The sequence below is a fragment of the Mediterraneibacter sp. ICN-202921 genome (assembly GCF_037890075.1).
Classification (GTDB): domain Bacteria; phylum Bacillota; class Clostridia; order Lachnospirales; family Lachnospiraceae; genus Mediterraneibacter; species Mediterraneibacter massiliensis.
On sequence record NZ_JBBKBE010000004.1, the window covers coordinates 13,866 to 38,869 of the forward strand.

Below are 25,004 nucleotides of genomic sequence, written 5' to 3' on the forward strand. Positions count from 1 at the left end.
GGGGGGTTTTTCTTGATTACATTACAACAGGCGTTATTGATCGCATTATTTTATTTTTTGATTTTGAATCCATGGTTCACGATGGCAGCAAACCAGCTGAGGAATCCGGTTTGTGTCGGAATTTTTATAGGGATCATTATGGGGGATCCGGTTCAAGGGACGATATTGGGCGGTATGATACAGACAATGAATATGGCGCCTACTACGGTAGGAAACACAATTACAATGGACCTGCAGATGGCTTCTTTCATTGCGATCCCACTGGCAATGGCAGCAAATCTGGAGACAGAAGTCGTTATGGCGATTGCAGTGCCGTTTACGGTTATAGGCGCTTTTCTACAGCCTTTATGCCGTTCTTTGAATCAGTTTGGTATTGTGTTGTCTGATAAAGCGGCAGAAAAAGGAAATACACGGATGTTTTATTTCATTTCCTTGTTTTTTCAGCCGATCGTACAGTTTCCAATTTATTTTGGTTTGATGTTTTCGGTTTTATTCTGGGGACAAGGAGCTATGAATTCTATACTTGCAGCTATTCCGGAATGGCTGATGATTTCTTTTATTACATTGGCAAAATTTCTTCCGGGTATCGGCTTTGCTCTATTCCTTAAGAGTTCGGGACATAAAGAGAAATTTCCTCTGTTTTTCCTCGGATTCTATATCATGTATTTCTTCAGCGAACAGATCACGCTGATCGGAATCACGATTATAGCCGCTTTGATTGCGATCATGTTGGTAAATAATAAGAAAACAGCAGAACAATAGGAATGGGGGAAGCAAAAATGGGAGAAGAAACAAAAGTTCCAAGAAGTTTAGACAAGTGGACATTATTTAAAGTATTTTATATGTCGAGTACTTTTATCTCGAATTTTATTACATATCCGAGATTCTATGGTACAGGTTTTGCGGCAGCAGTATTGCCGGCTATTAAGAAATTATATGAAGATAAGCCAGAAGAGATCAAGGATGCGATGAAATCATATGGAGAAACGTATTACCTGGCAGAACCTATGACAGGCTGTGCAGTGACAGCGATCATCCTTCGTATGGAAGAAGAAAGGGCGGCAGGAAATGATATCCCACGTTCTACGATGAATAACTTAAAAACAGGTGTTATGGGCGGTCTGACAGGCTTTGGAGATACCATTTTTACAAGTACACTTCGTCCGCTGGCGTTGGCGCTTTTTACTCCAATGGCGATAGCAGGAAATATTATGGGACCGATTGGTTTTATCTTATTCAAGACGGCGTGTCGTTACGGATGGGCAGTTTTTATGTTTACGACATGTTATAAGCTGGGGAAAAATGCACTCGGCAGTATTATGAAACAAGGCTCCGGAGTGATGGGTAAGCTGACAGACGGGGTTATGACATTGAGTATGATGGTCATGGGAGCAATGGTATGTAAATACGTAACTCCTTCCATTGCATTGTCTTATACGAGCGGAGAGACTACTGCGGCGGTCCAGACAGTACTGGACAGTGCTTTGCCGGGTCTGCTTCCATTAGGATCCGTATTCCTCATTTATTATTTGATGAATAAAAAGAACTTAAGTGTTATAAAAATTATTTTAATATTCCTGGTGATCTGTATAATCGGTGCATTATTAGGAGTATTTGCATAAGGAAAACAGGTAAGCAATATGCAGAGAAAAGAGCGGGTAAAAGAGTTTGTCTTAACCGAATGGAGTAGAGCAAAAGACAAAGGGCAGGATATACATATCACTGCTGAAATGACGGCGGAGGCGCTGCATATCTGGAGGAGTGATGCGTCCAGAGATCTAAACAGCCTGGTAAGAGAGGGCGTTCTAGGGAAAACAGAGACATATCCGGTCTGTTTTTTCCCTAGAGAAAATGCTGTAGAAGGCTGCTCGTATACAGAGAATACACAGGAACCTTTTGTATCGATCATAGGATACAACGGGAGTCTTAAGGGGCAGATCCAGACAGCAAGAGCCGCTGCCGCTTACCCGCCAAATGGTTTGAATATTTTTATCGCAGGAGAGAGCGGAGTAGGCAAGACTATGCTGGCAGCAGAAATATGGCGATATATCTGTCATATACGTCGGGATCAGTCGGTCCCGTTTGTCTCTTATAATTGTGCAGAACATGCGGATAATCCTCAACTTTTATTATCACATTTATTCGGACATAAAAAAGGAACTTTTACCGGCGCTGATCAAGATAAGTCAGGAATCATAGAACTGGCAGACGGAGGCGTACTTTTTCTGGACGAAATACACCGATTACCGGGCACAGGACAAGAAATGCTTTTTACTGTGATGGATAAAGGTGTATACACTCCTCTAGGAGGCGTACATGAAAAAGAGGTGCATCTGCTGATTATAGGAGCGACGACAGAATCTACAGAGAATGCTGTCTTAGGAACATTTAAAAGGAGAATGCCGATCGTATTGAATATCCCGTCTCTGAAAGAAAGACCGCTTTCAGAAAGGCTTTCCTTGGTTATTTTGTTTTTTTCAAAGGAGAGTGCAAAGCTGAATATTCCGATTTATGTAGAGAAAGAAGCAGTGCGCTATCTGATCGCTTTTGAAAGTAAGACAAATATAGGAGATCTAAAGAATGAGATCCAAATCTGCTGCGCCAGAGGATATCTAAGATATATAGAGCAGAAGCAGATAGATATACCCTATATCCTTGTAGAAACGAGGGACTTATCAAGGACGATGGTACTAGAGCAAAGTAAAGAGGCGTCCGTAGAAGAATTTGTAGATCATATGATACCCGGTGAACAGATCTGTATTACAGCACAGAATGTAGAGTTGAAATTGACAGATAAGGAATCTGCAAGTAATGAAAAACGGACAGAAAAGAAAAAGGAAAGAGTATTGACGAAATCTGCTTCGCCGGATGTATGGAGATTTGCCAGGCAGATCGTAGAAACAGCCGAAATAGAATTAGTGGAAGAATATAGTGAAAAAACGATACAGGCGGTTGCTTTTTGTCTGGAGGAAATACGTTCATTCGCGCACCAGGGCGGAATGCTGGACAAATTGGATATACCTTGTGCGTTGGTCAGTTTGCAGGATGGAAAAGAAGGGACTTTTGTGATGTCCATTCGCCCGATGATCGAAGAACATTTCCATCTTAAGCTGATGGATAGTGAAGTATTGTTGCTGGCATCTATCTTAAAGCAGCATGCCAATCGTTTTGACAAAGAAGATGCGAAAAAGAGCCGATTTGGATTGATTTTGGCATCTGCTTGCAGAGAACGTGCAGTTGAGATGGCGAAAAATATTAACAAGATCTTCAGCGCTAAATTAGCATATCCGGCTGCGATCAGATCGGATATGGAAAAAGACCAGCAGTTAAAAGAAGTGATCGACGCAGCGGTTAAATTGTGTGACACAAAGGGGATCATCATACTGACAGATGAAAAAAAACTGCTGCATGATAAAAAATATATAGAAAAACAGGCCGGTGTAGTCTGCTATATCATCCCGAAAATGAACTGGAAGATTTCCATAGAGATAGCCAAGACAATGCTGGTAGCGGATGATGGACAGGAAATCCATTCGATTTTTAATATTGGGAGATGGAGTGGCTCTTTGGAGAAGCTGGTCGATATATTGATGGGGAAAAAGGAATAAGACAGATGATCGTATATTTTATCCGACACGGAAAAACAAACCTAAATCTCGAAAAAAGAATATCAGGAGCACGTACAGATGCTCCGCTTTCTGATAAAGGGATAGCAGAACTTAAAGAATATGTAAAAGAAAAGATCTACCCGTCTGATCCGGGAAATTGCTATACCAGTGATCTGAAGCGGACATGGCAGACGATACAGGCGATTTATCCGGAAAGATCGTATAAGCATACAGTATTATTAAATGAGAGAGATTTCGGCGAGATTGAAACAGAAACAGACAAGCATAAGATCATACAATGGAGAAAAAGTATTTTTGATGAAAAAGGAAATGAACGGGAAGAAGTTTTTGGGAAAGGCGAGTGTACTCGGGTGTTTGCAGAAAGAGTAGAGAGAGATTTTCATAAATTTTTAGAACAGCGATTTGCAAATGGCGAACAGCGGATCACAATATGCGGACATGGAGCATATCTGCGGCAGATCGGAGCCAATTATGGATTAGGGCAGCTAGGTGATTACAAGTACCTGATCTGCAATGGAAAAGGGCTTGTGTTTGATGTCATTCGGACAGATATGGGAAAATACAGCTTGCAGATTGTGGATTTTGTTGGCGGAAAGCATATGGAAGATGTAATGGAAGTCAGGCAGTCTTTAGAATAAAACAGACAGGAACAAGGAGACAGAAAGATGATACAAAGATTTGAACCGGATAAAATTGAAAAGGGAACCACGGGGATCATCGTGTTAAGTCATGGACCGATGGCGGCAGGCATATTAGATTCGGCGGCGGTGATCCTTGGAAATGAAGTGAAAAACAGTGCGGCATTTTGTTTGGAGTCGAATGATGATCCGCAGGTATATGGAGAGACTGTGCAGAAAGCGATAGAAGAATTTCAGGGAGACTGTGTGGTATTTGTAGATATCATAGGCGGGACTCCATATAATCAATTACTTCTTACCTCCAGAAAGAATGGGTATATCCCGTTGGCAGTAACAGGAGTAAATTTACCGATGGTGATCGTAGCAGCATCTTTGCGGGAATCTGGAATGGAGGGAGATGAACTCCTCGAAACGATGATAGAGGAGACAAAAGCCGGGACGATCAATGTGAAAAAAAGGTTGGAGAAAATGATGAAATAGAGGTGAGAACATTGAAGTTCATGCAGAGAAGAAAATATAAGGCAGAAAAAGAAGCGCGTCAGTTTATGGCGTTTGTCCAGGTTATCTTGGTACAAGACATTGCAAAACAGGCAGAGAAAGAAGGAAAAGATCAAAAGGAGGCTGGGATCCTGGCACTTTTGCACGGTATTGCGTTACTGTTCTTAAGCCTGGAAAGGGCGAATAAAGTTTCTATGTTTACAGGGGAGAATATGATGAAGCTGAAGGAACAGATCATTATGGCAAATATGAATTTTGCATTTGGTAAGAAAGAAGTGACAAATCAAAGAATCGAAGAATTTTCTAAACTGGTTTACGAAATATTAAAGCAGACCGGCTTGGATGGAACAGACAAAAAAGAAATGGCGATGGAGCGGATTGGGAATTCTCTGTGTGGGACTTTGTTGTTGCAAAATCGGGAAAATGTGCAAAGCAGTATAGACAGATTACAGGAGATGATAGATCGGGAAGTCAATCGGATCAGTAGTCTGCAGGAAGCAGGATGTTAAAATTTATAAAAACGTATTGTTCGGTATCGGACCGTGAATAGAACAATACGTTTTTTCTTTCATTTAGGCTAAAATATCTTTATAAACAACCGCTGCTTTTTGCAGGCAAGTTTCTATTTCAGAGATTGTTGTCATATGGAATACACGGTTTGTGATTTCTTCTGCCGTATCTTTTGATAAATGACGGACGATATATTTAATGACAGCGGACTGAGAAGGAACCATACTCAATTTATCAATTCCAAGACCTACCCATAGTGGTGTCAATAATTCATTAGAAGCAGCTTCCCCGCATATACTTACAGTGATCCCGGCTTTATGTGCATTTTCTGTTACTGTTTTGACAGCCCGTAATACAGAGAGATTGCAGTCTCTATAGAGGTATTGTATCTTTTCATTCATTCGATCAGAAGCCGTTACATATTGGATCAGATCATTTGTTCCTATGCTGAAGAAGTCGACTTCTTTTGCAAGAAGATCACTTATAAGAACGGCAGCCGGAGTTTCGATCATAATCCCTGTTTTAATAGAAGGATCATAAGGAATATGCTCCTTTTCTAATTCTTTCATACATTCTGCCAGAAGTTGTTTGGCCTGGCGCAATTCTTCTAGATTTACGATCATAGGAAACATAATAGACAGATTTCCGTAGGCAGAGGCACGCAGTATCGCTCTGAGTTGTGTGCGGAACACAGAGGGTCTGTCCAGGCAGATACGGATAGCGCGATAACCTAGGAACGGATTGTCTTCGTCAGGCATTTGCATATAGTCGATTTTTTTATCACCGCCGATATCCAATGTGCGGATTACGATTTCTTTGCCGTTTCCTTGTTCTGCGAGTTCTTTATATACCAGGAACTGTGCTTCTTCTGATGGATAATCTGTTTCTCCCATGTACAGAAATTCTGTGCGGAATAGACCGACGCCGTCGTAGATTTCCATATTCAGGCTTGGGATTTCTTCTTTTTGTCCGGCATTTAAACAAATCAGGACCTGGTGTCCATCGGATGTAAGAGCGGGATTTTTTTCGACCTCTTTCAGCAGAGAAGAGCGCATGCTAGATTTTTGAAGATATTTTTTATACTGTAGTATAAGATCTGGTTCCGGTTGAAAAACAATTTCGCCGGTATCTCCATTCATCCAGACAGGATGATTTTCTGCCGCCTGATTCAGTACCCCTTTGGCTCCGACGATCGCAGGGATACCCAAGGTCTTTGCAAGGATCACAGTATGGGAGGTCTGTCCTCCCTTTTCTGTTATGAATCCCTGAAGCCATGTTTTATCCAGACGTATAGTATCTGCCGGAGTCAAATCTTCTGCAATTAGGATAAAAGGTTCGTGTATATCAGAACAATCTACTTTTTTTGGAGAGCGGCCCAGCATTTTATCAATCAATTCATTGCAGACGTTTTCAATGTCATTGCCGCGTTCTTTCATATAAGAGTCATCCATTTCGGAAAACATTTTAGAGGTTTGATTCTTTTCTTCCTCTAAAATATATTCGATGTTGACCAATTCCTGCTTCATTTTTTTAATAGCTGTTTCGAAGAAAAAGTCGTCATTTACCATTTCCAGGTAGGCGAGAAAGATAAGGGCTCCTTCTTCTCCGACTTCTATCTTCGTTTTTTCATAAAGTGCCTGTAATTCTACTCGATAGTCGGCACGGGCATGCTGTAGTTTTTCTTCCTCTTTTGCTGTATCTGTTTCCTGTATAGAAAGAAGAGGAATCTCTTGATTTATATTTTTTAAGAGGACAGCGGCACCAAGCGCCTGTCCCCGTGTTCCTGTTAGTCCTTTTAGTGTATGCATGTTTACCTTCCTGTCAATTTTATTCTGTAAGAGTCTCAATAAACTGTACGATTTTTTCTCCGGCTTCTTTTTCATCTGGGCCTTCTACTTCCAGTAAAAAAGTGGTGCCTTTTGAAAGTCCGGCAGATAGGATACTGATGATACTTTTAGGATTCACCAGCATATTTCCGGAGATCAGTCTTATATCACTTTCTATATTGCGGCATAATGCGGCAAAATCAGAGGCAGGTCTTGCATGAAGACCGGTTTCATTTTGTACGGTTAATTCTTTTTTAAACATGTTAAAATTCTCCTTTATTTGTTTTTATATTTTTCTCATTTAAATAAATGAGATGATATACATCTTCTGGTGTTTTGGTAAGATCCAGCTGTTGTATAAACGAGGGATCCTTCAGCAGATGGATCAGAGAAAATAGTGCTCTTAAATGTTCCTTTTTATCTATAACGGATAAGAAGATTACATAAGAAATCGGCTTCTGACTGTCTGGTGTATGGAATAGGACCGGTGGATCCAGGCGTGTAAGAGACATTCCTAGTTTATAGCTGTTTTTTCCAGGAGTAGCGTGAAGAAGTGCGACCCCATCGGAAACAATGTAATAGGCGCCATATTTTTCTGTAATCTGGATCATTTCTTCTAAGTAATCCTGATGAAAATATTGCTCTTGCAGCAGAGGGGATGCTGCCTGATAAATCGTATCTTTCCAGTCTGTACAGCGAACATCTAACTGTATAAATGCAGGTGTAAGTAATTGATGCAGACAGGGAGAAGAAACACTGTCCAAAACAGGCGGGGTATAATTTGCAGCATAATAAACCGCGTCTTTTACTTTTTGAAAAACTTTTTCTGCATCCTGGGGAATAAGTTCATAAAGCACAGGACGTATAGCGCTTATGATCCTATCCGCTGTATGATTCGGTATAATGGCAGCAGGTTTAATCCCGGCATTATACATGTCCCGGATTTTTTTTGAGATCCGCATGAGATCCTGGTTTGTAATATTACCAGAAATATTTATGAACTCGATAGGACTTTGATAGATGGGGACAGCTGAGATCAGCAAATCGGCATCTTCCGTAGTCAGTGAAGAAATCTCCCATGAATTTACCGTGCGTATAACATGTATATTGGTAAAACAGGAAAGTTTTGCCTTAATAAATTGTGAAGTTCCTATACCTGCATTACAGGCAACAACGACCCGGTAAACATAGTGAGCGGAACGATATCGCTCTATAGCTGCGCTGAAATGAATCGTAATATAGAGAATTTCCACCTCACTGAGCGGACGTTGAAAGTACTGTTCGATTGGTTTGATATTTTCTTTTACTGCGTGAATGACAGTTATCTGTGTAGTGCGGACATCATTTAAAACAGGGTTGTCTGCTTTATCTGTCACAGAATTTTTATAGATAGAAGTCAGGTGACTGGAAAGACTCTCTAATAATTGAAAGTCATGTTTTAAATCTATATGTAAGAAATCAGAAATATTTTCTATCAAAACAGCCGTTAATAATTGTATTTCCATTGTATTGCGAGAATGTTCCATCATGCCGGAAGGCAGGAACAGATCTTTTAACACACGAGATAAAAACAGTATTTCGGAGTTTATGACAGGAAGTTCACAGGCTGTAGAGACAGCAGTCAGGATTCTTTCCGCACAACAGAAGAAATCAGGTTCTTTTATAGGAGAGCTGTCAATATAATGTTCGGTTCGTATTTTTTCTATTGTAAAGTTCAGATAATAATTTAAGCATACAAATAACTGGTTTGAGAGAGAAATCTTAAATTCCTGCTGTATTTTATAAAGAATATTTTTTGTGAGTTTGCGATCATCCTGCTTTGTTACAATATTAGATTTTAAGATCAAGTTTAATAAAAATTCATTTTCTCTTACAGTCAGTTCGATCAGCTTTACAAGAGCAATTCTTTTTTCGGTTTCTGTATTTTTTAAGATCAGACCCTTATTAGAAGACGAATGCATATCCAATCCTAATGACTGGGTATATTCCCGAAGAGAAGAAGAATGATTGATAAAGGTCGTACGGCTGACAGAAAGCTGCTCGGCTAACTGGTTGATCGTAATGTATTTTTCCGTAAAGAGCAGGATGACAGTTGTTACGATACACAATTCTTCTCTGGATAAATGATAAGAATATAAATTTGCTTCAGAAGCTTTTAAATTAATATAACGTTTGATTTCTGTGAAATTTTCCGGACAGATGACGGTTCCTTTATGAATCTGTATTTTTTCATAATCATGTTCAGATAATAAGACATTGATAGCATGGATATCATTGCGGATAGTCTGCGGAGATACTTGATATTTAAAAGCCAGATCTTCTATCGTACATTCTGTGCGATAGGAGAATTCTACAATAAGCTCAATGATACGTTTATACATGATAAAATACCTCTCTTTGCATATCTTTGTATGAAATATCAATTAGAAGGGGTGCTTTGCTTATTTATATTATAAATATTTTACAAGAAAAATATAGTCCAAAAAATTTTATTTAGAAAAAATTACTGGAACTAAACATTTCGGATATGATGGGATAACATAATACTATATTCAGTGTGTGCACAGACTGAACGAGATGTGGTACAGCAAAAAATTATATTAAGTCTAAAGGAAATTATTTAACAAGTACAGGAGGAGAAAAACCTTATGGAAATCATAAAAGAGATTATTTTAGGTATTTATAATGCCGGAGCAGCAGTATTTTTACCGTTAGTATTTTTTGTTGTTGGGCTATTTTTCAGAATGAAGCCAACGAATGCTTTACGTGCCGGATTAAAAGCAGGTATTGGTTTGGCGGGTGTTTCCCTGATCACGAATTATCTGATCACGACGCTGACCCCTGTGATCGATTATTATGCAGAAACAAGCGGAGGCTCAAGATTTGACATTGTAGATGTGCCTTGGTCGGTATCAGCGGCTCTGCCGTTTGCCCTTCCTATTTCAGTATTTTTGATCCCTTGTTTTGCAGTACTGACAGTTCTTTTAGTCCGTTTTAAAGTATTCCATACATTACAGCTTTCTATATGGGATTATGGACAGCAACTGACAGTGATCGGTTTTATTTATGTCTTGTCAGGCAATATGATATTGGCTGTTGCCTGTGGACTTTTGAATTTTATTTTTTGTATCTGGTGCGGCGACAAATATGCCGCAAGATGGTCAGAAACACTGGGACTGGATGGTACGACATCTTCTAATGTAACACAGATGAGTATGGCATTTCCGGTATGCTGGATCGCAAATAAGATCATGGATCTTATCCCAGGAATCAAGAATAATAACTTTACTCCGGAAAAGATCAGCAAAAAAATAGGTATCTTTGGAGAACCGGCTGTGATTGGACTGATCGTAGGTGTGTTCATGGCAATCATTACAAAACAAAACATTACTTCTGTATTTAGTATCGGTATGGGCGTTGCAGCTTCTATCGTGTTGATTCCACATACGATCAAAATCTTTTTGGACGGAGTTGGGACTCTGACGCAAGGCGCACAGGCATGGGCAGGCAATAAATTAGGTGAGGGACATAAGGTCTACATAGCATGTGACATGGCGATGTCTGTTGGCTCTCCGGTCGTTATTACGATCAACAGTCTGATGATCCCGCTAGCAGTTGCATTTGCGCTGATCGTTCCAGGCTTCAGATATTTTCCTACCGGATTGATGGGCGGCATTATTTATATGGTAGGTATATGTACAGTATATTGTAAAAATGATTTTATTCGTTCCTTTGTTTGCTCTATGTTGTATGTATTTTTCATGATGTCACTGATGAATTACCTTGCGCCTGAGATAGGACAAGTTTTCGCATATTTGGATCCGACGCTGACAGGAACGATCACTTCTCCGACTGCACTGGATTGGTTTAGTATTATAGGCTGCATTATAAAACGTTTATTCTTTATGTAATTGTATGAAGTCAGGAGAGCGTTAAGTTCTCCTGATTTATAAATATAGATTTGCTTCTGGGAGAGGGACAGGAAATGAAAAAAATAATAAATGCAAAAGTTATGACTCCATATAGATATCTGGAGGGATACGATGTCGCATATGAGAATAGAAAAATTGTAAAAATTGATAAAAATATTGAAAATTGCGAGGAAATCATAGATGGAAAGGGATTATTTTTAGCGCCTGGATACATAGATTTACATATTCATGGAGGCGGAGGGTATTCTTTTATAGAAGAAAATGAGGCGGCAGTTTCCCATGCAATGGATGAGGTTGTAAAACATGGAGTTACATCAGTATTGGCATCGCATATGGTTCCTGTGAAAAAGCTGGGGGATATATATCAGGAATATATGAAAAATACAGAGGGTCCGGAGATTTTAGGACTGCATGCAGAATGTGTGGATTGGGAATATATTTACGGGGATCCGATAAACAAAGGGAAAGAGGCGTCAGATTACAGCGTAGAAAAATGTAAAAAAATCGTAGAGGAAATACCAGTCATAAAAAGGATAGGGATCGATCCATGTATTAAAGGTGCTGACGAGATCACCAGATATTTTGTATCTAATGGAGTAAGCGTTTCTATTTCTCACTGTGGACCGGCAGATTACACACAGGTCATGAAATGTGTGGAGGCAGGAGCAAACAGTGTTACGCATTTGTACACTGGAATGTCTGGGTTTTACCGGGATGCAGACACGGGAGAAAGATTCCCCGGTCTGATCGAGGACTGTCTGCTGGAGCCGGATATATACGCCGAGGTCATCGGAAACGGTAAACATCTGACAGGATCTATGCTGGATCTGATCTATCGGAACAAAGGTGTACATGGCATGTATCTTGTCACAGATGCCGCAACGAGAGAAGAACCTTTTGCAGAGGGCGAAGAAATGGTTGTCCCTAACCGTTTGCCGGATAGGATCAGCATAAAAACGATGGCGCCTATGGATTATATTGTACAGAAGACATATCAATATTCCAATATTCCTTTACTGGATGTGATCAGGATGGCAACACTTACTCCGGCACAGGTGATTGGAGTGGACGATCATAAAGGAAAGATCTGTGAAGGCTATGACGCAGATTTTATCCTTCTGGATAAAGAATTAAATATAAAAGCTGTGATCGCCAGAGGGAGAACATGCAAGGGGCTTGAAGAATAGGAGGAAAAACGATGAAAAAAGAAGATATTCTGGTGATCGATGCGGAAGCAGAAGATTATAAAGAAGCGATCGAGTGTGCAGGCAACTGCCTGTTTAAAGAGGGATATGTTAAAGATAATTTTGTAGAAGAATGTCTGAAGCGTGAACAGATTTATCCAACTGGTCTGCCATCGGCAACCCCAATCGCTATTCCTCATTGTGCCAGCAAATTTGTGGAAAAAGAGGGAATGTGTGTTGTGAGATTAAAGAGGAATGTAGATTTTCATAGAATCGATGACGCTGAACAGTGTGTCAGCACGTCACTGATCTTTAACCTTGCGTTGAAAAAAGATGAGCAACACGTCACATTTTTACAGAAGTTTATATTGGCGCTTGGAAATGAAGAAGGAAATTTTGCAAAAGAATGTATGACGCTGAAAAAAGAAGAAGTGTCAGAGTTGTTTGTCAAATACCAAATTTTATAACATATATTAAGGAAGGATGATGAAAAATGGGAAAGAAAATTGTATTTGCATTTGACGGGAGGCGTCAGCCAGATCCTTATCATGGACGTGATGATATAACAAGTCTGATCAGCCAGAGTGAGAAATATGGGTATGAAGTTGTGTGTACCTATGACGACGGATTGTTTTGCGAAGGCGGAGACTATCGTTCTGTTGCAAGACGGATTGAAGAGGAAGGTCCTGATTGGGTAACTTATTCAGAAGAATATCTCAAGGTGATGGAAGACTGTGAAATCCTGGTTATCATGTACAATGGGGTAAATAAAGTTCTTTTAGAGCGGGCTAAGAAATTAAAATATATCGCTGTTATGCGCAGCGGATTAGAAAATGTGGATGTTGAAGAGTGCAAAAAACGAGGTATCAAAGTAAGCAATTGTCCCGGAAAAGTATCAGAACCTGTGTCAGAAATGGCATGTACCATGATCTTAGATGTAATGAGAAATGTGACAGTGGTGAATAAAAACTGGAAGGCAGGGGATGGTTTTCAGGCAGTAGAAAGCAGCAAATTATCTTGTGAGACGACAGTCGGGATCGTTGGTTTTGGGATCATCGGAAAAAAAGTAGCAAAAAAATTAAGCGGTTTTGATTTTAAATTTATCGCATATGATCCGTTTGCAAATAAAGAGGATGCCCAAAAGTTGGGAGTAGAGCTTGTAAGTCTGGAGGAGTTAATGTCAAATGCCGATATTATCACAGTCCACGCACGTCTTCTTCCTGCGACAGAGAATCTGATCGATGAAAAAGAAATTGCTTTGATGAAACCGTCGGCATATCTCATCAATACAGCAAGAGCAGGGTTGGTAAATGAAGATGCACTGATCGAGGCGTTAAAAGACCATAAAATAAAAGGCGCGTCTCTGGATGTATTTAAAGAAGAACCTCTACCGGATGATCATATTCTTCATCAGTTGGAAAATGTAATCCTTACGCCACATATGGCAGGAAATGCAGGAGATGTTATGTTGTTATCTGTAAAAATGATGATGGAAGAAATCGAACGCTATATGAGCGGTGAGAAATTAGAGAGTCAGGTTGTTTAGTAGAAAGGAGCAAGAAAAGATGAGATATGGATTTATTGGAGTAGGAAATATGGGATATTTTATGGCGGGACATTGTCTCGATGCAGGCTATGAAATGGTAGTCAGCGGGACACATGCCAAAGATGCGGTGGCTAGACTGGTTGAAAAAGGAGCAGAAGAAGTTGCGTCCAATGCAGAAGTAGGACAGAAAGCCGAACGGGTTTTCCTTTGTTTACCAAATGGAGATGTGGTAAAGCAGGTTATAGATGAACTGATAGAAAATAAAAATTCAGTAGTCAAGGAAATCTATGATTTCAGTACGGTAGGTCCAACGGTTTCCAAGGCATTGGGAAGGGAAGGAGCTGAGAAAGGGTATAAATACTATGACTGCCCTATAGCAGGCGGAGTTGCTGGCGCTGAGGCAGGTACTTTATCTATCATGATCGGATGTGCGGATGGAGAATTCGAACAAATAAAAGAAGTGGTATCACCGATGGGAAAGAATATTATGCATGCAGGCGAAGTAGGGGCAGGCTCTGCAGCTAAGATGTTTAATAATTATCTGGGAGGTTCTGAATTGGTTGCCTGCTGTGAAGTCATGGTGATGGCAAAACAGCTTGGCATGGATGTAGAGAATCTGTTCGATATCATCAATAAGAGTACCGGCAGAAACTTTGCTTCTGAGACGGCGATTCCCGGGTTCTTAAAGCATCGTGATTTTACACCAAAGTTTACAACAGATTTATTTTATAAAGATATTAATATCGCTATGCAGACAGCAGATGAATTGAAGCTTCCTGTAACGATCGGACCGGCGACTCTGCAGGCGTTTGGAGCAACCCGGGCAATGGGATGCGGACAGGAACATAGTATCGCTGTTGTAAAATATTATGAAGCGTTGGCTGGCATAAAAGTAAATGAAGAAGATCAATAAAGAACAACAAAGAAAGGATGAAAGAACATGCTTGTTAATACAAAGGACATTTTAAATGACGCGAAAAAGGGCGGCTATGCCGTAGGAGCCTTTAATCTGCTGACACACCCTACAGTTGAGGCAATCTTGTCAACAGCGGAAGAAACAAATACACCGGTCATTATACAGTTTAATGACTGGGTAGATCCGGATCTGGCGCCGGCACGCCGTAAAACACAAGTCGAAGCAGATCTGTTTATGCACTATATGGTAGAACGTGCAAAAGCCTCAACAGTTCCGGTAGCGATCAACTTAGACCATTGCAAGACATATGAAGGATGCATTCGCGCAATACAGTGGGGAGCCACTTCCGTTATGATCGACGGATCTGAACTGCCACTGGAAGAAAATATTGCCGTGACAAAGAGAGTCGTAGATATCGCACATGCATGTAAGGTTTCTGTAGAAGCTGAGATCGGACATGTAGGCGGACGTGGTGATGATGAAGTAAAAGAAGACATTTATACGACTGTAGAAGAAGCAAAGACATTTTATGAGCAGACAGGAGTGGATATGCTTGCAGTGTCCATTGGAACAACACATGGTGTTTATTTGAAAAAGCCGGAATTAAAATTTGAACGTATTACAGAATTAAATGAAGCAATTCCGATCCCTTTGGTCATGCATGGAGGGAGCGGCCTGACAAAAGAAGATTATATAGAAGTCTCTAAAAGAGGAATCTCAAAGATTAACTTTGCTACATATATGTTCCTGGCAGGCGGGCAGGCGATGGCTGATTTGGTAACCAGCGGTTCTATGAAAAAACCAGAGTTTAATACACTCATGAAAGCCGGAGTAGAAGCACAGAAAGCAATCATCCGGGAACATATCGGATACTTTGGTACTGAAAAATGGAATAAAAAATAAATCAGAAAATCATGCAGGAAAAAGTCCAGAATAGAAAAAAATATATATGTTTGTTCCTGTTTTGTATATGTAGTTTTGCAATGAATCTGTATTCAGCACAGTTATCCCCTCTGGCGGGACAATTGATGGATAAGTTTCGTATTACAAGAGTACAGTATACCTCACTATATATGAGCACACTGCTTCCCTCGCTGCTGCTGGGAATACCATGTGCCTGGGCAGTGAAAAGATTTGGTATAAAGAAATGTCAGTGTATAGGTATGGGGATAGGTCTGGCGGGGCTGATATTGAGACTGTTCTTCGATGAGTTTAATTTGTTTTATTTGTTTACGCTGCTCCTTGGTTTTGCAAATGTTGTGATCAGTACGATGGGGGTAGCGACATTTACTCAAGGATTTAAAAAGGAAAGTGCAGGAATCGTTACGGGAATCATGATTGCATTTGGCGCAGGAGGAAAGGCACTGGCAGAATTGACAACAGCGCTGTTTCCTGTTTTTTGGCAGATGACCGTGATGGATATTCTTTTACAATGTACTATTTTAGCAGCCTGGATCTTTTTTATGGATGATTTGGAACCGGTGCAGACGCAAACTACTGTCGGACAGACATTCAGGCAGATCATGAAAGACAGATATATTTGGATAGGCGCAGTTGCGCTGATGTTGGTATTTGGCCTGTATACGGGGATAAGTGCGCATCTTCCGTCTATTTTATCGAAAAAAGGATATGATACATTCCAGGGAGGATTTATAACATCTTTTATATCTATAGGATATTTTGTAGGAGCGGTTACGCTGCCAAAGCTTACCTCCCTGCTGCGGAAGAAGAAAAACTTTATGATGCTTCTGGCAGCGACAGGCAGTTTGTTTACAGTATTGGCGGCAGTCAATACAAACAAAGTGATTTTAATCTTATGTGTGTTTATCATAGGACTGTGTGTAGGAGGACTGCTTCCGTTATCCTTGGCAATACCGGTATCTATTTTGCAGTTTGATACCCAGAAAAGTCAGACGGCAGGATCTTTGCTGACGACTTTTCAACTGGCAGGAGCTGTGCTGATACCGACATATGTGATCGTACCTTTAGCAGAAAATAATGTGAATGCGATCCTTATATATACGGCAATACTGATGGCAGTAGAAGGCATACTATTTTATTGTTTACCAAAAAGTAAGCAGCAAAGAGAGGAGAGTTAAGAAAATGAAAAGTTTGAAGGTGATCATAGCTTGCGGAAGCGGCGCTGTTACATCTACCATGTGCGGCGGTGTTGTAAAAGAACTTGCAGGAGAGAACGGAATCTCCGTTGAAGTGACAACATGCAGTATTATGGAATTTGAAGCACAAAGAAGTGAATATGATGTGAAGTTTACGACGATGGCTTATAAATTTCCGGAAGGAGAGAAATATACGCTTAATATCTTTCCTTTGATCACAGGAATCAATGCAGCGGCATGTAAAGAAAAAATTACAGAAATATTGCTGGAAGCAGCACAGGATGAATAGGAAGATAAGATTTTAGAGAAAACCCTTTTAAACTGCAAAACAAATAGAGTATAATAATAGACAGCCGATTATCTTCGGCTGTCTATTCGTATATAGATCATAGTGTAAAGGAGGAATAGAAGAATGTTAAGAATCGGGATGCTGACAAGTGGCGGCGACTGCCAGGCTTTGAATGCGGCTATGCGCGGCGTGGTGAAAGGGCTTTGTTCTAAGAGAGATGATGTAGAGATATATGGTTTTAAAGATGGATATAAAGGTTTGATATATGCAGATTTTAATATGCTGACGTCAAAAGATTTTTCCGGGATCCTGACCCGCGGCGGCACTATCTTGGGGACGTCCAGGCAGCCGTTTAAACTGATGCGCGTGCCGGATAAGGATGGGCTGGATAAAGTAGAAGCGATGAAGCACACGTATCATAAACTGAATTTAAACTGTTTGGTGATCCTGGGAGGAAACGGCACACAGAAAACAGCGAATCTGTTAAGAGAAGAAGGACTGAACATTGTGTCTCTTCCGAAGACGATCGACAACGATCTGTGGGGAACAGAGATGACGTTTGGTTTCCAGAGTGCGGTAGATATTGCTACAGATACGATCGACAGGATCCATACGACAGCGACTTCTCACAGCCGGGTATTTATCATAGAGATCATGGGACATAAAGTCGGACATGTCACCTTACATGCGGGAATCGCAGGAGGGGCGGATATTATCCTGCTTCCGGAGATTCCTTATGACATCGATGAGATCGCGAGTGTGATCCAGAAGCGTTCTGCGGCAGGAAAAGCGTTTACGATCCTGGCAGTGGCGGAAGGAGCTATTTCTAAGGAAGATGCAAAACTGAAAAAGAAAGAGTATAAGGAGAAGGTAGCCAAGAGAAAATATCCTTCCATCGCCTATGAGCTTGCGGAGCAGATACAGAAAAAGACAGATAAAGAAGTGCGCATTACTGTACCGGGCCATACCCAAAGAGGCGGTTCTCCATGCCCGTATGACCGTGTATTTTCTACAAGAGTAGGAGCAAAGGCAGCGGAACTTATCCTCAAGGAGGAATATGGATACATGGTGGCTATGAAAAAAGGAGAGACGGTAAAGGTTCCGCTTGAGGAAATAGCCGGGAAACTCAAATATGTAGATCCCAACTGCAGTCTGATCAAGGAGGCAAGAATGGTCGGGATCAGCTTTGGAGATAAAGCATAGTATCTTTAGGATTTTAAAGGAAAAAGTATTAAGTAGAGGTGTAATTCATGTCATATACGGCACTTTACAGAAAATTTCGTCCTGCGGCATTTGAGGACGTAAAAGGACAGGACCATATTATTACAACGCTGAAAAATCAGATCAAAGCAAACCGTATCGGGCATGCATATCTGTTCTGTGGGACGAGAGGAACCGGAAAGACGACCGTAGCAAAGATATTTGCCAAAGCGGTAAACTGTGAACATCCGATAGATGGAAGTCCCTGCGGGGAGTGTGACATGTGCCGTTCCATCTCGGCAGGAACGTCTATGAATGTGATCGAGATAGACGCGGCGTCCAACAATGGTGTGGACAATATCCGGGAGATTCGGGAGGAAGTCACCTACCGCCCCACAGAAGGACGATACAAAGTCTATATCATAGACGAGGTGCATATGCTTTCCATAGGCGCTTTTAATGCGCTTTTAAAGACACTGGAGGAGCCGCCGGAATATGTCATTTTTATCCTGGCTACAACGGAAGTGCACAAAATACCGATCACGATCTTGTCCAGATGTCAGCACTATGATTTTAAAAGGATCAGTATAGAGACGATCTGTGGGCGCATGAAAGACCTGATGGGCAGGGAACAGGTAGAGGTGGAGGAAAAGGCGCTCCGCTATATAGCAAAGGCGGCGGACGGTTCTATGCGTGACGCTTTAAGTCTGCTGGACCAGTGCATTGCATTTTATCTGGGACAGACCCTGACTTATGACAATGTGCTGGAAGTACTGGGGGCAGTGGATACAGATGTATTCAGCCAGCTTTTGCGCAATATTCTTTCCAGAGACGTGGCGAAAGTGCTGGATACAGTGGAAGAACTTGTCATGCAGGGCAGAGAATTGACCCAGATGGCGGCGGATTTTACCTGGTATTTAAGAAACTTGCTTCTGGTAAAGACATCTGATAATATAGAGGATGTATTGGACGTATCCACGGAAAACATGGAGCAGTTAAAGGAAGAAGCGCAGATGATCGAGACAGATATGCTCTTCCGGTTTATCCGTGTATTTTCTGAACTTTCAGGACAATTGAAATACGCAACACAGAAAAGAGTGCTTTTGGAAGTGGCGCTGATCAAGTTATGCGTGCCGGCTATGGAGATACAGACAGATACATTGCTGGATAGGATCCGTGCCGTAGAAGAAAAAATAGAAAAGGGAATTCCTGCCGCAGATATGGCAGGGCAGTCAGCTTATGCAGAGCATGCGGGACGGTCTGCCGGGTTACCGGATATGCCGCAGGAGAGCCGGACAAAACCAGAGCTTCCAAAGGCGATCCCGGAGGATGTAAAAGAGGTTGTGCAGAATTTTCGCTCCATCGCAGATGAAGCTTCCGGACTGCTTCGTACATTTTTAAAGAAAGCGCGTTTGAGCCTGGGCGGTGATAACCGGCTGCTGATCGTGATGCCGGGGAATCTGGAGGCGGATGTGGTCGGCAGTGAAGAGCACAAAAGCGAACTGGAAATGCTGATCGAAAACCGGATCGGAAAGAAAGTGGAAGTAGAAGTGCGTCATGTAGAAGAAGGAAGGCACTTTGAAGATACATTCGTGGATATTGAACAGAAAATAAATATGGAGATCATAGTGGAGGATTAAACATGGCAAAACGTGGAGGATTTCCAGGCGGAGGCATGCCTGGAAATATGGCAAATCTTATGAAACAGGCGCAGAAGATGCAGCGGCAGATGGAGGAACAGCAAAAGGAACTGGAATCGAAAGAATTTACCGCCGCAGCAGGAGGCGGGGCTGTGGAAGTAACAGTTTCCGGTAAAAGAGAAGTGATGAAGGTGAAACTTGCAGAAGAAGTCGTAGATCCAGATGACATTGAGATGTTGGAAGATCTGATCGTTGCCGCTGTGAATGAAGCTTTGCGCCAGGTAGACGCAGAGTCAGGTGCGGCAATGTCGAAACTAACAGGCGGCTTAGGCGGCGGAGTACCGGGGATGTTCTAAGATGGAGTATTACAGTAATCAGATAAGCAGGCTTATCGAGGAGTTTTCCAGACTCCCCGGAATTGGAAGCAAGTCAGCGCAGCGGCTTGCTTTTCATATTATTAATATGCCGAAAGAACAAGTGGAGAATCTGGCGAGAACGATCGTAGAGGCCAAAACCAACGTGCGTTATTGTAAAGAATGCTGTACACTGACAGATCAGGAGGTCTGCCCTATATGCAGGAATGAAAAACGGGATCATAAGACGATCATGGTAGTGGAGACGCCCAGAGACCTGGCTGCCTATGAGAAGACAGGAAAATATGACGGCGTATATCATGTCCTGCACGGCGCTATTTCGCCTATGTTGGGAATCGGGCCGGGGGATATCCGTCTCAAAGAGCTGATGGAAAGATTACAGGGAGACGTGGACGAGGTCATCATCGCGACGAATTCCAGTCTGGAAGGAGAAACGACAGCCATGTACATCAGTAAACTGATCAAGCCTGCCGGGATCAAGGTGAGCAGGATCGCAAGCGGCGTACCGGTCGGAGGAGACCTGGAATATATTGACGAAGTCACACTTCTGCGCGCACTGGAAGGCAGGACAGAGATTTAAAGAGGAACACAGGCGATGAATAAGAGAAAAGTAACATCATCTGACGTGGCAAAAAAAGCAGGGGTATCGCAGGCTTCCGTTTCTATGATACTGAATAAGAAGTATAACGTATCTTTTTCTAAAGAAGTGGTAGAACGGGTAGAAAGCGCGGCAAAGGAACTGGGCTATGAACTGCCGCACCGCAAGCCCAGAAAAGAGATACGCCGGGAGAAATTGCTGGTGGTCTTAAGCCCGAATCTGACCAATCCTTACTATGTGATGCTGCTGCAGGGAATTGAGTCCAGAGCGACAGAACAGGGCTTTGGATTGTTTGTGTGCAATACGCAAAGAGATCTGGAACTAGAAGAAAGATATTTGAAAATGCTGCCGGGACTGAATCCGCAGGGGGTCATTTATACTTGCAATCCCAGCAGATGTTTTATGCCTCTGGTAGAAGAACTTTCCAGAAAAATACCTTTTGCTATTATCAACAATCAGAATGAAAAGCTGGATGTAGATGCCGTGGAGCTGGATAATGCAAAACTTGGCAGGCTGATGGCAAAGCATCTTCTGGAATTGGGACATAGGCATGTGGCATACATCGCTCCGCCTTTGACGGTAAGACAAAAGCAGCGTTCTAAGCGGGTAGAGGGGTTTCTAAAGGAGTTCAAGGAGGCCGGTCTGGGAGAAAATGTCATCATCAAGGCGGCAGACGAGCAGATCGACAAAGATATTCCCGGAATCGATTCGGAATACCGCATTGGATATGATCTGACAAAAGAACTCTTAAAAGAAGAGAATGAATTTACTGCTATCGCAGGCTTAAATGATATGATCGCTTTTGGGATTTTAGATGCTTTGTATGACGAAAAATATAAGGTGCCCGGAGATATCTCTGTTATGGGGTGTGATAATACGCTTTTCGCAAAGATGCATAAAGTTTCGCTGACTACGATCGAGCATTTCGTGATCTATAAGGGAATGGATGCCTGCGACATTATCATGAAAAAGATCAACACAAGGAGCAGACGCTATGCGGAAATGGAGCCGGTCAGTATCTATCATGTAGAGTATGAACCAAGAGTTGTGGAAAGAGGAACGACCTCTTATCCACACAGTAAAAAAAGAAAAATTAATACAAGAAAGTAAATTATTAGTAATAATTTGCGGTCCCTTTTTTGTCAGCAGAAATATAAGACTGAATATAAACAAAAGCAATGGGATTTTAAACTTGGACAGCGAGCCATAGAAAAAAGAATATTAATAATTTGGAATTATAAATAAAATAAAATTATTAATAATTATGAACGCTATTGACCTGTTTTCTGAGAATGGGATATAATCGAAAATAGGTAAAATTGGTTTAAGTTCAAGGAGGAACAGCAAATGAAATTTTTTATTGACACAGCAAATGTAGAAGATATCAAAAAAGCAAATGATATGGGAGTTATCTGCGGGGTAACGACGAATCCGTCTTTGATCGCAAAAGAGGGGCGTGTATTTGAGGAAGTTATCGCAGAGATCGCCTCTATTGTGGACGGACCGATCAGCGGAGAAGTGAAGGCTACAACGACAGATGCGGAAGGCATGATCAAAGAAGGAAGAGAGATCGCAAAGATCCATCCCAATATGGTCGTAAAGATCCCGATGACTGTAGAAGGATTAAAGGCATGCAAAGTGCTTTCATCCGAAGGGATCAAGACGAATGTGACCTTGATCTTTACGGCAAATCAGGCTTTGCTTGCAGCACGTGCAGGCGCGACATATGTATCCCCATTCCTGGGACGTCTGGATGACATCTCTGTAAGAGGAACAGACCTGATCGCAGAAATCGCGCAGATCTTTGAAGTAGCAGGAATCGAGAGTGAGATCATTGCTGCCAGCGTGCGCAATCCTATCCACATTACAGACTGTGCTCTTGCGGGAGCGGATATTGCGACAGTTCCATACAAAGTGATCGAGCAGATGACACATCATCCTTTGACAGATGCGGGCATTGAAAAATTTCAGGCAGACTATAAAGCAGTATTTGGTGAATAAGACCAATAGGAGGAAACCATGAACAAACTGGAATTAATGAAAACTGCAAATGAGGTCCGTAAAGGGATCGTAACGGCAGTACATAGCGCGAAAGCCGGACATCCGGGCGGTTCGCTTTCGGCAGCAGAGATTTTTACGTATCTTTATTTTGAAGAAATGCATGTAGACGCAAAGAATCCGAAAGATCCGGAGCGAGACAGATTCGTACTTTCCAAGGGGCATACGGCTCCCGGTCTGTATTCTGTCCTGGCACAGAAAGGATATTTCCCGAAAGAGGATTTAAAAACTCTGCGACATACAGGTTCTTATCTTCAGGGACATCCGGATATGAAGCACATTCCGGGGGTAGATATGACGTCCGGTTCACTGGGACAGGGAATTTCGGCAGCGGTAGGAATGGCGATCGCGGGAAAACTGCAAGGGAAAGAGTATCGTGTATATACACTGTTGGGAGATGGAGAGATCCAGGAAGGACAGGTTTGGGAGGCTGCTATGCTGGCAGGCCATAAAAAACTAGATAATCTGGTAGTTATCGTAGACAACAACAATCTGCAGATAGACGGAGAGATCACAGAAGTCAACTCTCCATATCCGATCGACAAAAAGTTTGAGGCATTTAATTTCCACGTGATCAATATGGATGGAAATGATTTTGACCAGATAGAAGCAGCCTTTAAAGAGGCAAGGACTGTAAAAGGATGTCCAACGGCGATCATTGCAAAGACTCTGAAGGGGAAAGGCGTATCTTTCATGGAAAATCAGGTGGGATGGCATGGTAAGGCTCCGAATGACGAGGAGTATGAGATCGCTATGAAAGATTTGGAGAAAGTAGGTGAAGCATTATGTCAGAAGTAAAGAAGATCGCAACAAGAGATAGCTACGGTAATGCTTTAGCTGAACTTGGAAATGAACATAAAGAGATCGTCGTACTGGACGCCGATCTGGCGGCAGCGACAAAGACAGGCGTATTTAAAAAGGCACATCCGGACAGATTCATTGACTGTGGGATCGCAGAAGGAAATATGATGGGCGTGGCAGCAGGGCTGGCGGCGGCCGGGATGGTTCCGTTTGCAAGTTCTTTTGCTATGTTTGCGGCAGGACGTGCTTTTGAACAGGTGAGAAATTCCGTCGGATATCCCCACCTGAACGTGAAGATCGGCGCCACACACGCCGGTATTTCTGTAGGGGAAGATGGAGCGACACACCAGTGTAACGAAGATATCGCATTGATGCGTACGATTCCGGGCATGGTTGTCTTGAATCCTTCCGATGATATTGAAGCCAGAGCGGCTGTGCGTGCGGCATATGAACATCAGGGCCCAGTGTATATGCGTTTTGGACGTCTTGCGGTTCCGGTGATCAATGATAAACCGGAGTACACGTTTGAGATCGGAAAAGGCGTGGTATTAAGAGAAGGAAAAGACGTGACGATCATCGCTACAGGCCTTCCGGTAGCAAATTGTCTGGAAGCCGCAGAAAAACTGGCGGCAGAAGGGATTGAAGCAAAGGTGATCAATATCCATACGATCAAGCCTTTGGATGAAGAACTTGTGGTCGCAGCCGCAAAAGAGACAGGCAAGGTCGTTACCGTTGAAGAACATTCTGTTATCGGCGGGCTGGGAAGCGCAGTATGCGACGTTCTTTCCGAAAAGGCGCCGACGAAAGTGATGAAGATCGGAATTAATGATACATTCGGAGAATCCGGGCCGGCATTGGAACTTTTGAAGAAATATGGTCTGGATACAGAGAGTATCTATCAGAAGATTAAGGCGTTTATGTAGTATTGTAAGAGAAGAAAAACGAGATATAAAATAAGTGAAATGTCATTAGAAACCAATCTGTGATCTTAACAGTGTTAGGTTGGTTCTGATGGCATTTTTGTTGTTTATGATATTTTTATGACAGACTCCTGCGCTATGTATAATGCGGCTAAAGTATGTATATATAGTTTTTGTTTTCTGTAAATATATCCAGAATTAAATTTTAGAAATAATATATAAGTATATTTTATTTCTAATAGGAAATAGGAACAAAAAATAAGTACGATAAGTACGGAAGAAAGAGCGAAGGAGAAAGCATTGAGAAACAAAAAATCTGTGGTCAAAC

The 25,004-nt window shown here is 41.8% G+C and carries 25 protein-coding genes; 22 read left to right on the forward strand and 3 right to left on the reverse strand.

Going from position 1 to position 25,004, the window contains the following annotated elements; translation table 11 throughout:
* Positions 1-12: 12 nt before the first annotated feature.
* The 6 genes from WKT01_RS04705 to WKT01_RS04730 are packed head-to-tail and all read left to right on the forward strand — an operon-like array spanning position 13 to position 5,274.
* Positions 13-762 (forward strand): PTS sugar transporter subunit IIC, encoded by a 750-nt coding sequence (locus WKT01_RS04705; RefSeq protein WP_117974658.1) that lies wholly within the window; start codon positions 13-15, stop codon positions 760-762.
* 2 nt (positions 763-764) lie between these two features.
* Positions 765-1,622, forward strand: coding sequence for a PTS system mannose/fructose/sorbose family transporter subunit IID (locus WKT01_RS04710; protein WP_117974656.1), 858 nt, complete (start codon positions 765-767; stop codon positions 1,620-1,622).
* 18 nt (positions 1,623-1,640) lie between these two features.
* Entirely contained in the window at positions 1,641-3,608 is a 1,968-nt protein-coding gene (locus WKT01_RS04715; RefSeq protein ID WP_117974654.1) for a sigma 54-interacting transcriptional regulator, read from the forward strand.
* Positions 3,609-3,613: 5 nt separating this feature from the next.
* On the forward strand, positions 3,614-4,267 hold the full coding sequence (locus WKT01_RS04720) for a phosphoglycerate mutase family protein (RefSeq protein WP_270395755.1): 654 nt from the start codon (positions 3,614-3,616) through the stop codon (positions 4,265-4,267).
* 27 nt (positions 4,268-4,294) lie between these two features.
* Complete coding sequence (locus WKT01_RS04725) at positions 4,295-4,747, forward strand: PTS sugar transporter subunit IIA (RefSeq protein ID WP_117974651.1); 453 nt, start codon at positions 4,295-4,297, stop codon at positions 4,745-4,747.
* A gap of 20 nt (positions 4,748-4,767) precedes the next feature.
* Positions 4,768-5,274, forward strand: a complete 507-nt coding sequence (locus WKT01_RS04730; RefSeq protein WP_117974649.1) for a hypothetical protein — start codon at positions 4,768-4,770, stop codon at positions 5,272-5,274.
* Between the two features lie 63 nt (positions 5,275-5,337).
* Here WKT01_RS04730 and ptsP read toward each other — a convergent pair whose 3' ends face one another.
* The 3 genes from ptsP to WKT01_RS04745 are packed head-to-tail and all read right to left on the reverse strand — an operon-like array spanning position 5,338 to position 9,482.
* A complete protein-coding gene (gene ptsP / locus WKT01_RS04735) occupies positions 5,338-7,083 on the reverse strand; it encodes a phosphoenolpyruvate--protein phosphotransferase (RefSeq protein WP_270395756.1) in 1,746 nt (581 codons plus the stop codon).
* A gap of 19 nt (positions 7,084-7,102) precedes the next feature.
* Positions 7,103-7,363 (reverse strand): HPr family phosphocarrier protein, encoded by a 261-nt coding sequence (locus WKT01_RS04740; RefSeq protein WP_117974645.1) that lies wholly within the window; start codon positions 7,361-7,363, stop codon positions 7,103-7,105.
* A gap of 1 nt (position 7,364) precedes the next feature.
* On the reverse strand, positions 7,365-9,482 hold the full coding sequence (locus WKT01_RS04745) for a BglG family transcription antiterminator (protein WP_117974643.1): 2,118 nt from the start codon (positions 9,480-9,482) through the stop codon (positions 7,365-7,367).
* Positions 9,483-9,749: 267 nt separating this feature from the next.
* Between WKT01_RS04745 and WKT01_RS04750 the strand changes: the two genes are divergently transcribed.
* From WKT01_RS04750 to WKT01_RS04825, 16 genes are all read left to right on the forward strand, one after another.
* On the forward strand, positions 9,750-11,012 hold the full coding sequence (locus WKT01_RS04750) for a PTS transporter subunit IIC (RefSeq protein WP_117974641.1): 1,263 nt from the start codon (positions 9,750-9,752) through the stop codon (positions 11,010-11,012).
* Positions 11,013-11,086: 74 nt separating this feature from the next.
* Positions 11,087-12,220, forward strand: a complete 1,134-nt coding sequence (locus tag WKT01_RS04755; protein WP_147337197.1) for an N-acetylglucosamine-6-phosphate deacetylase — start codon at positions 11,087-11,089, stop codon at positions 12,218-12,220.
* A gap of 11 nt (positions 12,221-12,231) precedes the next feature.
* Positions 12,232-12,684: a PTS sugar transporter subunit IIA gene (locus WKT01_RS04760; RefSeq protein WP_117974636.1), complete on the forward strand. Its 453-nt coding sequence runs from the start codon at positions 12,232-12,234 to the stop codon at positions 12,682-12,684.
* A gap of 26 nt (positions 12,685-12,710) precedes the next feature.
* Positions 12,711-13,763, forward strand: coding sequence for a 2-hydroxyacid dehydrogenase (locus WKT01_RS04765; protein ID WP_117974634.1), 1,053 nt, complete (start codon positions 12,711-12,713; stop codon positions 13,761-13,763).
* 19 nt (positions 13,764-13,782) lie between these two features.
* A complete protein-coding gene (locus tag WKT01_RS04770) occupies positions 13,783-14,676 on the forward strand; it encodes an NAD(P)-dependent oxidoreductase (RefSeq protein WP_340311543.1) in 894 nt (297 codons plus the stop codon).
* A gap of 27 nt (positions 14,677-14,703) precedes the next feature.
* Positions 14,704-15,582, forward strand: coding sequence for a class II fructose-bisphosphate aldolase (locus WKT01_RS04775; protein WP_117974631.1), 879 nt, complete (start codon positions 14,704-14,706; stop codon positions 15,580-15,582).
* An 11-nt stretch (positions 15,583-15,593) separates the two neighbouring features.
* Complete coding sequence (locus tag WKT01_RS04780) at positions 15,594-16,778, forward strand: MFS transporter (RefSeq protein ID WP_340311544.1); 1,185 nt, start codon at positions 15,594-15,596, stop codon at positions 16,776-16,778.
* Positions 16,779-16,782: 4 nt separating this feature from the next.
* On the forward strand, positions 16,783-17,085 hold the full coding sequence (locus tag WKT01_RS04785; protein WP_117974627.1) for a PTS galactitol transporter subunit IIB: 303 nt from the start codon (positions 16,783-16,785) through the stop codon (positions 17,083-17,085).
* Between the two features lie 123 nt (positions 17,086-17,208).
* Positions 17,209-18,288, forward strand: coding sequence for a 6-phosphofructokinase (locus WKT01_RS04790; protein ID WP_340311545.1), 1,080 nt, complete (start codon positions 17,209-17,211; stop codon positions 18,286-18,288).
* Positions 18,289-18,335: 47 nt separating this feature from the next.
* A complete protein-coding gene (dnaX, locus tag WKT01_RS04795; RefSeq protein ID WP_340311546.1) occupies positions 18,336-19,925 on the forward strand; it encodes a DNA polymerase III subunit gamma/tau in 1,590 nt (529 codons plus the stop codon).
* 2 nt (positions 19,926-19,927) lie between these two features.
* Positions 19,928-20,281, forward strand: coding sequence for a YbaB/EbfC family nucleoid-associated protein (locus WKT01_RS04800; protein WP_059067188.1), 354 nt, complete (start codon positions 19,928-19,930; stop codon positions 20,279-20,281).
* Between the two features lies 1 nt (position 20,282).
* On the forward strand, positions 20,283-20,879 hold the full coding sequence (gene recR / locus WKT01_RS04805) for a recombination mediator RecR (RefSeq protein WP_340311547.1): 597 nt from the start codon (positions 20,283-20,285) through the stop codon (positions 20,877-20,879).
* Between the two features lie 15 nt (positions 20,880-20,894).
* Entirely contained in the window at positions 20,895-22,007 is a 1,113-nt protein-coding gene (locus WKT01_RS04810) for a LacI family DNA-binding transcriptional regulator (RefSeq protein WP_340311548.1), read from the forward strand.
* Positions 22,008-22,244: 237 nt separating this feature from the next.
* Complete coding sequence (fsa, locus tag WKT01_RS04815; RefSeq protein WP_059067194.1) at positions 22,245-22,898, forward strand: fructose-6-phosphate aldolase; 654 nt, start codon at positions 22,245-22,247, stop codon at positions 22,896-22,898.
* Between the two features lie 18 nt (positions 22,899-22,916).
* Positions 22,917-23,753, forward strand: a complete 837-nt coding sequence (locus WKT01_RS04820) for a transketolase (RefSeq protein ID WP_340311549.1) — start codon at positions 22,917-22,919, stop codon at positions 23,751-23,753.
* Positions 23,741-24,679, forward strand: a complete 939-nt coding sequence (locus WKT01_RS04825) for a transketolase family protein (RefSeq protein ID WP_340311550.1) — start codon at positions 23,741-23,743, stop codon at positions 24,677-24,679. The genes WKT01_RS04820 and WKT01_RS04825 overlap by 13 nt, the downstream gene beginning before the upstream one ends.
* The last annotated feature ends 325 nt before the right edge of the window (positions 24,680-25,004 follow it).

What these genes read in the sequence shown, in the direction of transcription:
- WKT01_RS04710 (WP_117974656.1), top strand. Translation starts at nt 765, where the DNA reads ATGGGGGAAGCAAAAATGGGAGAAGAAACAAAAGTTCCAAGAAGTTTA.
- WKT01_RS04715 (WP_117974654.1), top strand. Translation starts at nt 1,641, where the DNA reads ATGCAGAGAAAAGAGCGGGTAAAAGAGTTTGTCTTAACCGAATGGAGT.
- WKT01_RS04720 (WP_270395755.1), top strand. Translation starts at nt 3,614, where the DNA reads ATGATCGTATATTTTATCCGACACGGAAAAACAAACCTAAATCTCGAA.
- WKT01_RS04725 (WP_117974651.1), top strand. Translation starts at nt 4,295, where the DNA reads ATGATACAAAGATTTGAACCGGATAAAATTGAAAAGGGAACCACGGGG.
- WKT01_RS04730 (WP_117974649.1), top strand. Translation starts at nt 4,768, where the DNA reads ATGCAGAGAAGAAAATATAAGGCAGAAAAAGAAGCGCGTCAGTTTATG.
- ptsP (WP_270395756.1), bottom strand. Translation starts at nt 7,083, where the DNA reads ATGCATACACTAAAAGGACTAACAGGAACACGGGGACAGGCGCTTGGT.
- WKT01_RS04740 (WP_117974645.1), bottom strand. Translation starts at nt 7,363, where the DNA reads ATGTTTAAAAAAGAATTAACCGTACAAAATGAAACCGGTCTTCATGCA.
- WKT01_RS04745 (WP_117974643.1), bottom strand. Translation starts at nt 9,482, where the DNA reads ATGTATAAACGTATCATTGAGCTTATTGTAGAATTCTCCTATCGCACA.
- WKT01_RS04750 (WP_117974641.1), top strand. Translation starts at nt 9,750, where the DNA reads ATGGAAATCATAAAAGAGATTATTTTAGGTATTTATAATGCCGGAGCA.
- WKT01_RS04755 (WP_147337197.1), top strand. Translation starts at nt 11,087, where the DNA reads ATGAAAAAAATAATAAATGCAAAAGTTATGACTCCATATAGATATCTG.
- WKT01_RS04760 (WP_117974636.1), top strand. Translation starts at nt 12,232, where the DNA reads ATGAAAAAAGAAGATATTCTGGTGATCGATGCGGAAGCAGAAGATTAT.
- WKT01_RS04765 (WP_117974634.1), top strand. Translation starts at nt 12,711, where the DNA reads ATGGGAAAGAAAATTGTATTTGCATTTGACGGGAGGCGTCAGCCAGAT.
- WKT01_RS04770 (WP_340311543.1), top strand. Translation starts at nt 13,783, where the DNA reads ATGAGATATGGATTTATTGGAGTAGGAAATATGGGATATTTTATGGCG.
- WKT01_RS04775 (WP_117974631.1), top strand. Translation starts at nt 14,704, where the DNA reads ATGCTTGTTAATACAAAGGACATTTTAAATGACGCGAAAAAGGGCGGC.
- WKT01_RS04780 (WP_340311544.1), top strand. Translation starts at nt 15,594, where the DNA reads ATGCAGGAAAAAGTCCAGAATAGAAAAAAATATATATGTTTGTTCCTG.
- WKT01_RS04785 (WP_117974627.1), top strand. Translation starts at nt 16,783, where the DNA reads ATGAAAAGTTTGAAGGTGATCATAGCTTGCGGAAGCGGCGCTGTTACA.
- WKT01_RS04790 (WP_340311545.1), top strand. Translation starts at nt 17,209, where the DNA reads ATGTTAAGAATCGGGATGCTGACAAGTGGCGGCGACTGCCAGGCTTTG.
- dnaX (WP_340311546.1), top strand. Translation starts at nt 18,336, where the DNA reads ATGTCATATACGGCACTTTACAGAAAATTTCGTCCTGCGGCATTTGAG.
- WKT01_RS04800 (WP_059067188.1), top strand. Translation starts at nt 19,928, where the DNA reads ATGGCAAAACGTGGAGGATTTCCAGGCGGAGGCATGCCTGGAAATATG.
- recR (WP_340311547.1), top strand. Translation starts at nt 20,283, where the DNA reads ATGGAGTATTACAGTAATCAGATAAGCAGGCTTATCGAGGAGTTTTCC.
- WKT01_RS04810 (WP_340311548.1), top strand. Translation starts at nt 20,895, where the DNA reads ATGAATAAGAGAAAAGTAACATCATCTGACGTGGCAAAAAAAGCAGGG.
- fsa (WP_059067194.1), top strand. Translation starts at nt 22,245, where the DNA reads ATGAAATTTTTTATTGACACAGCAAATGTAGAAGATATCAAAAAAGCA.
- WKT01_RS04820 (WP_340311549.1), top strand. Translation starts at nt 22,917, where the DNA reads ATGAACAAACTGGAATTAATGAAAACTGCAAATGAGGTCCGTAAAGGG.
- WKT01_RS04825 (WP_340311550.1), top strand. Translation starts at nt 23,741, where the DNA reads ATGTCAGAAGTAAAGAAGATCGCAACAAGAGATAGCTACGGTAATGCT.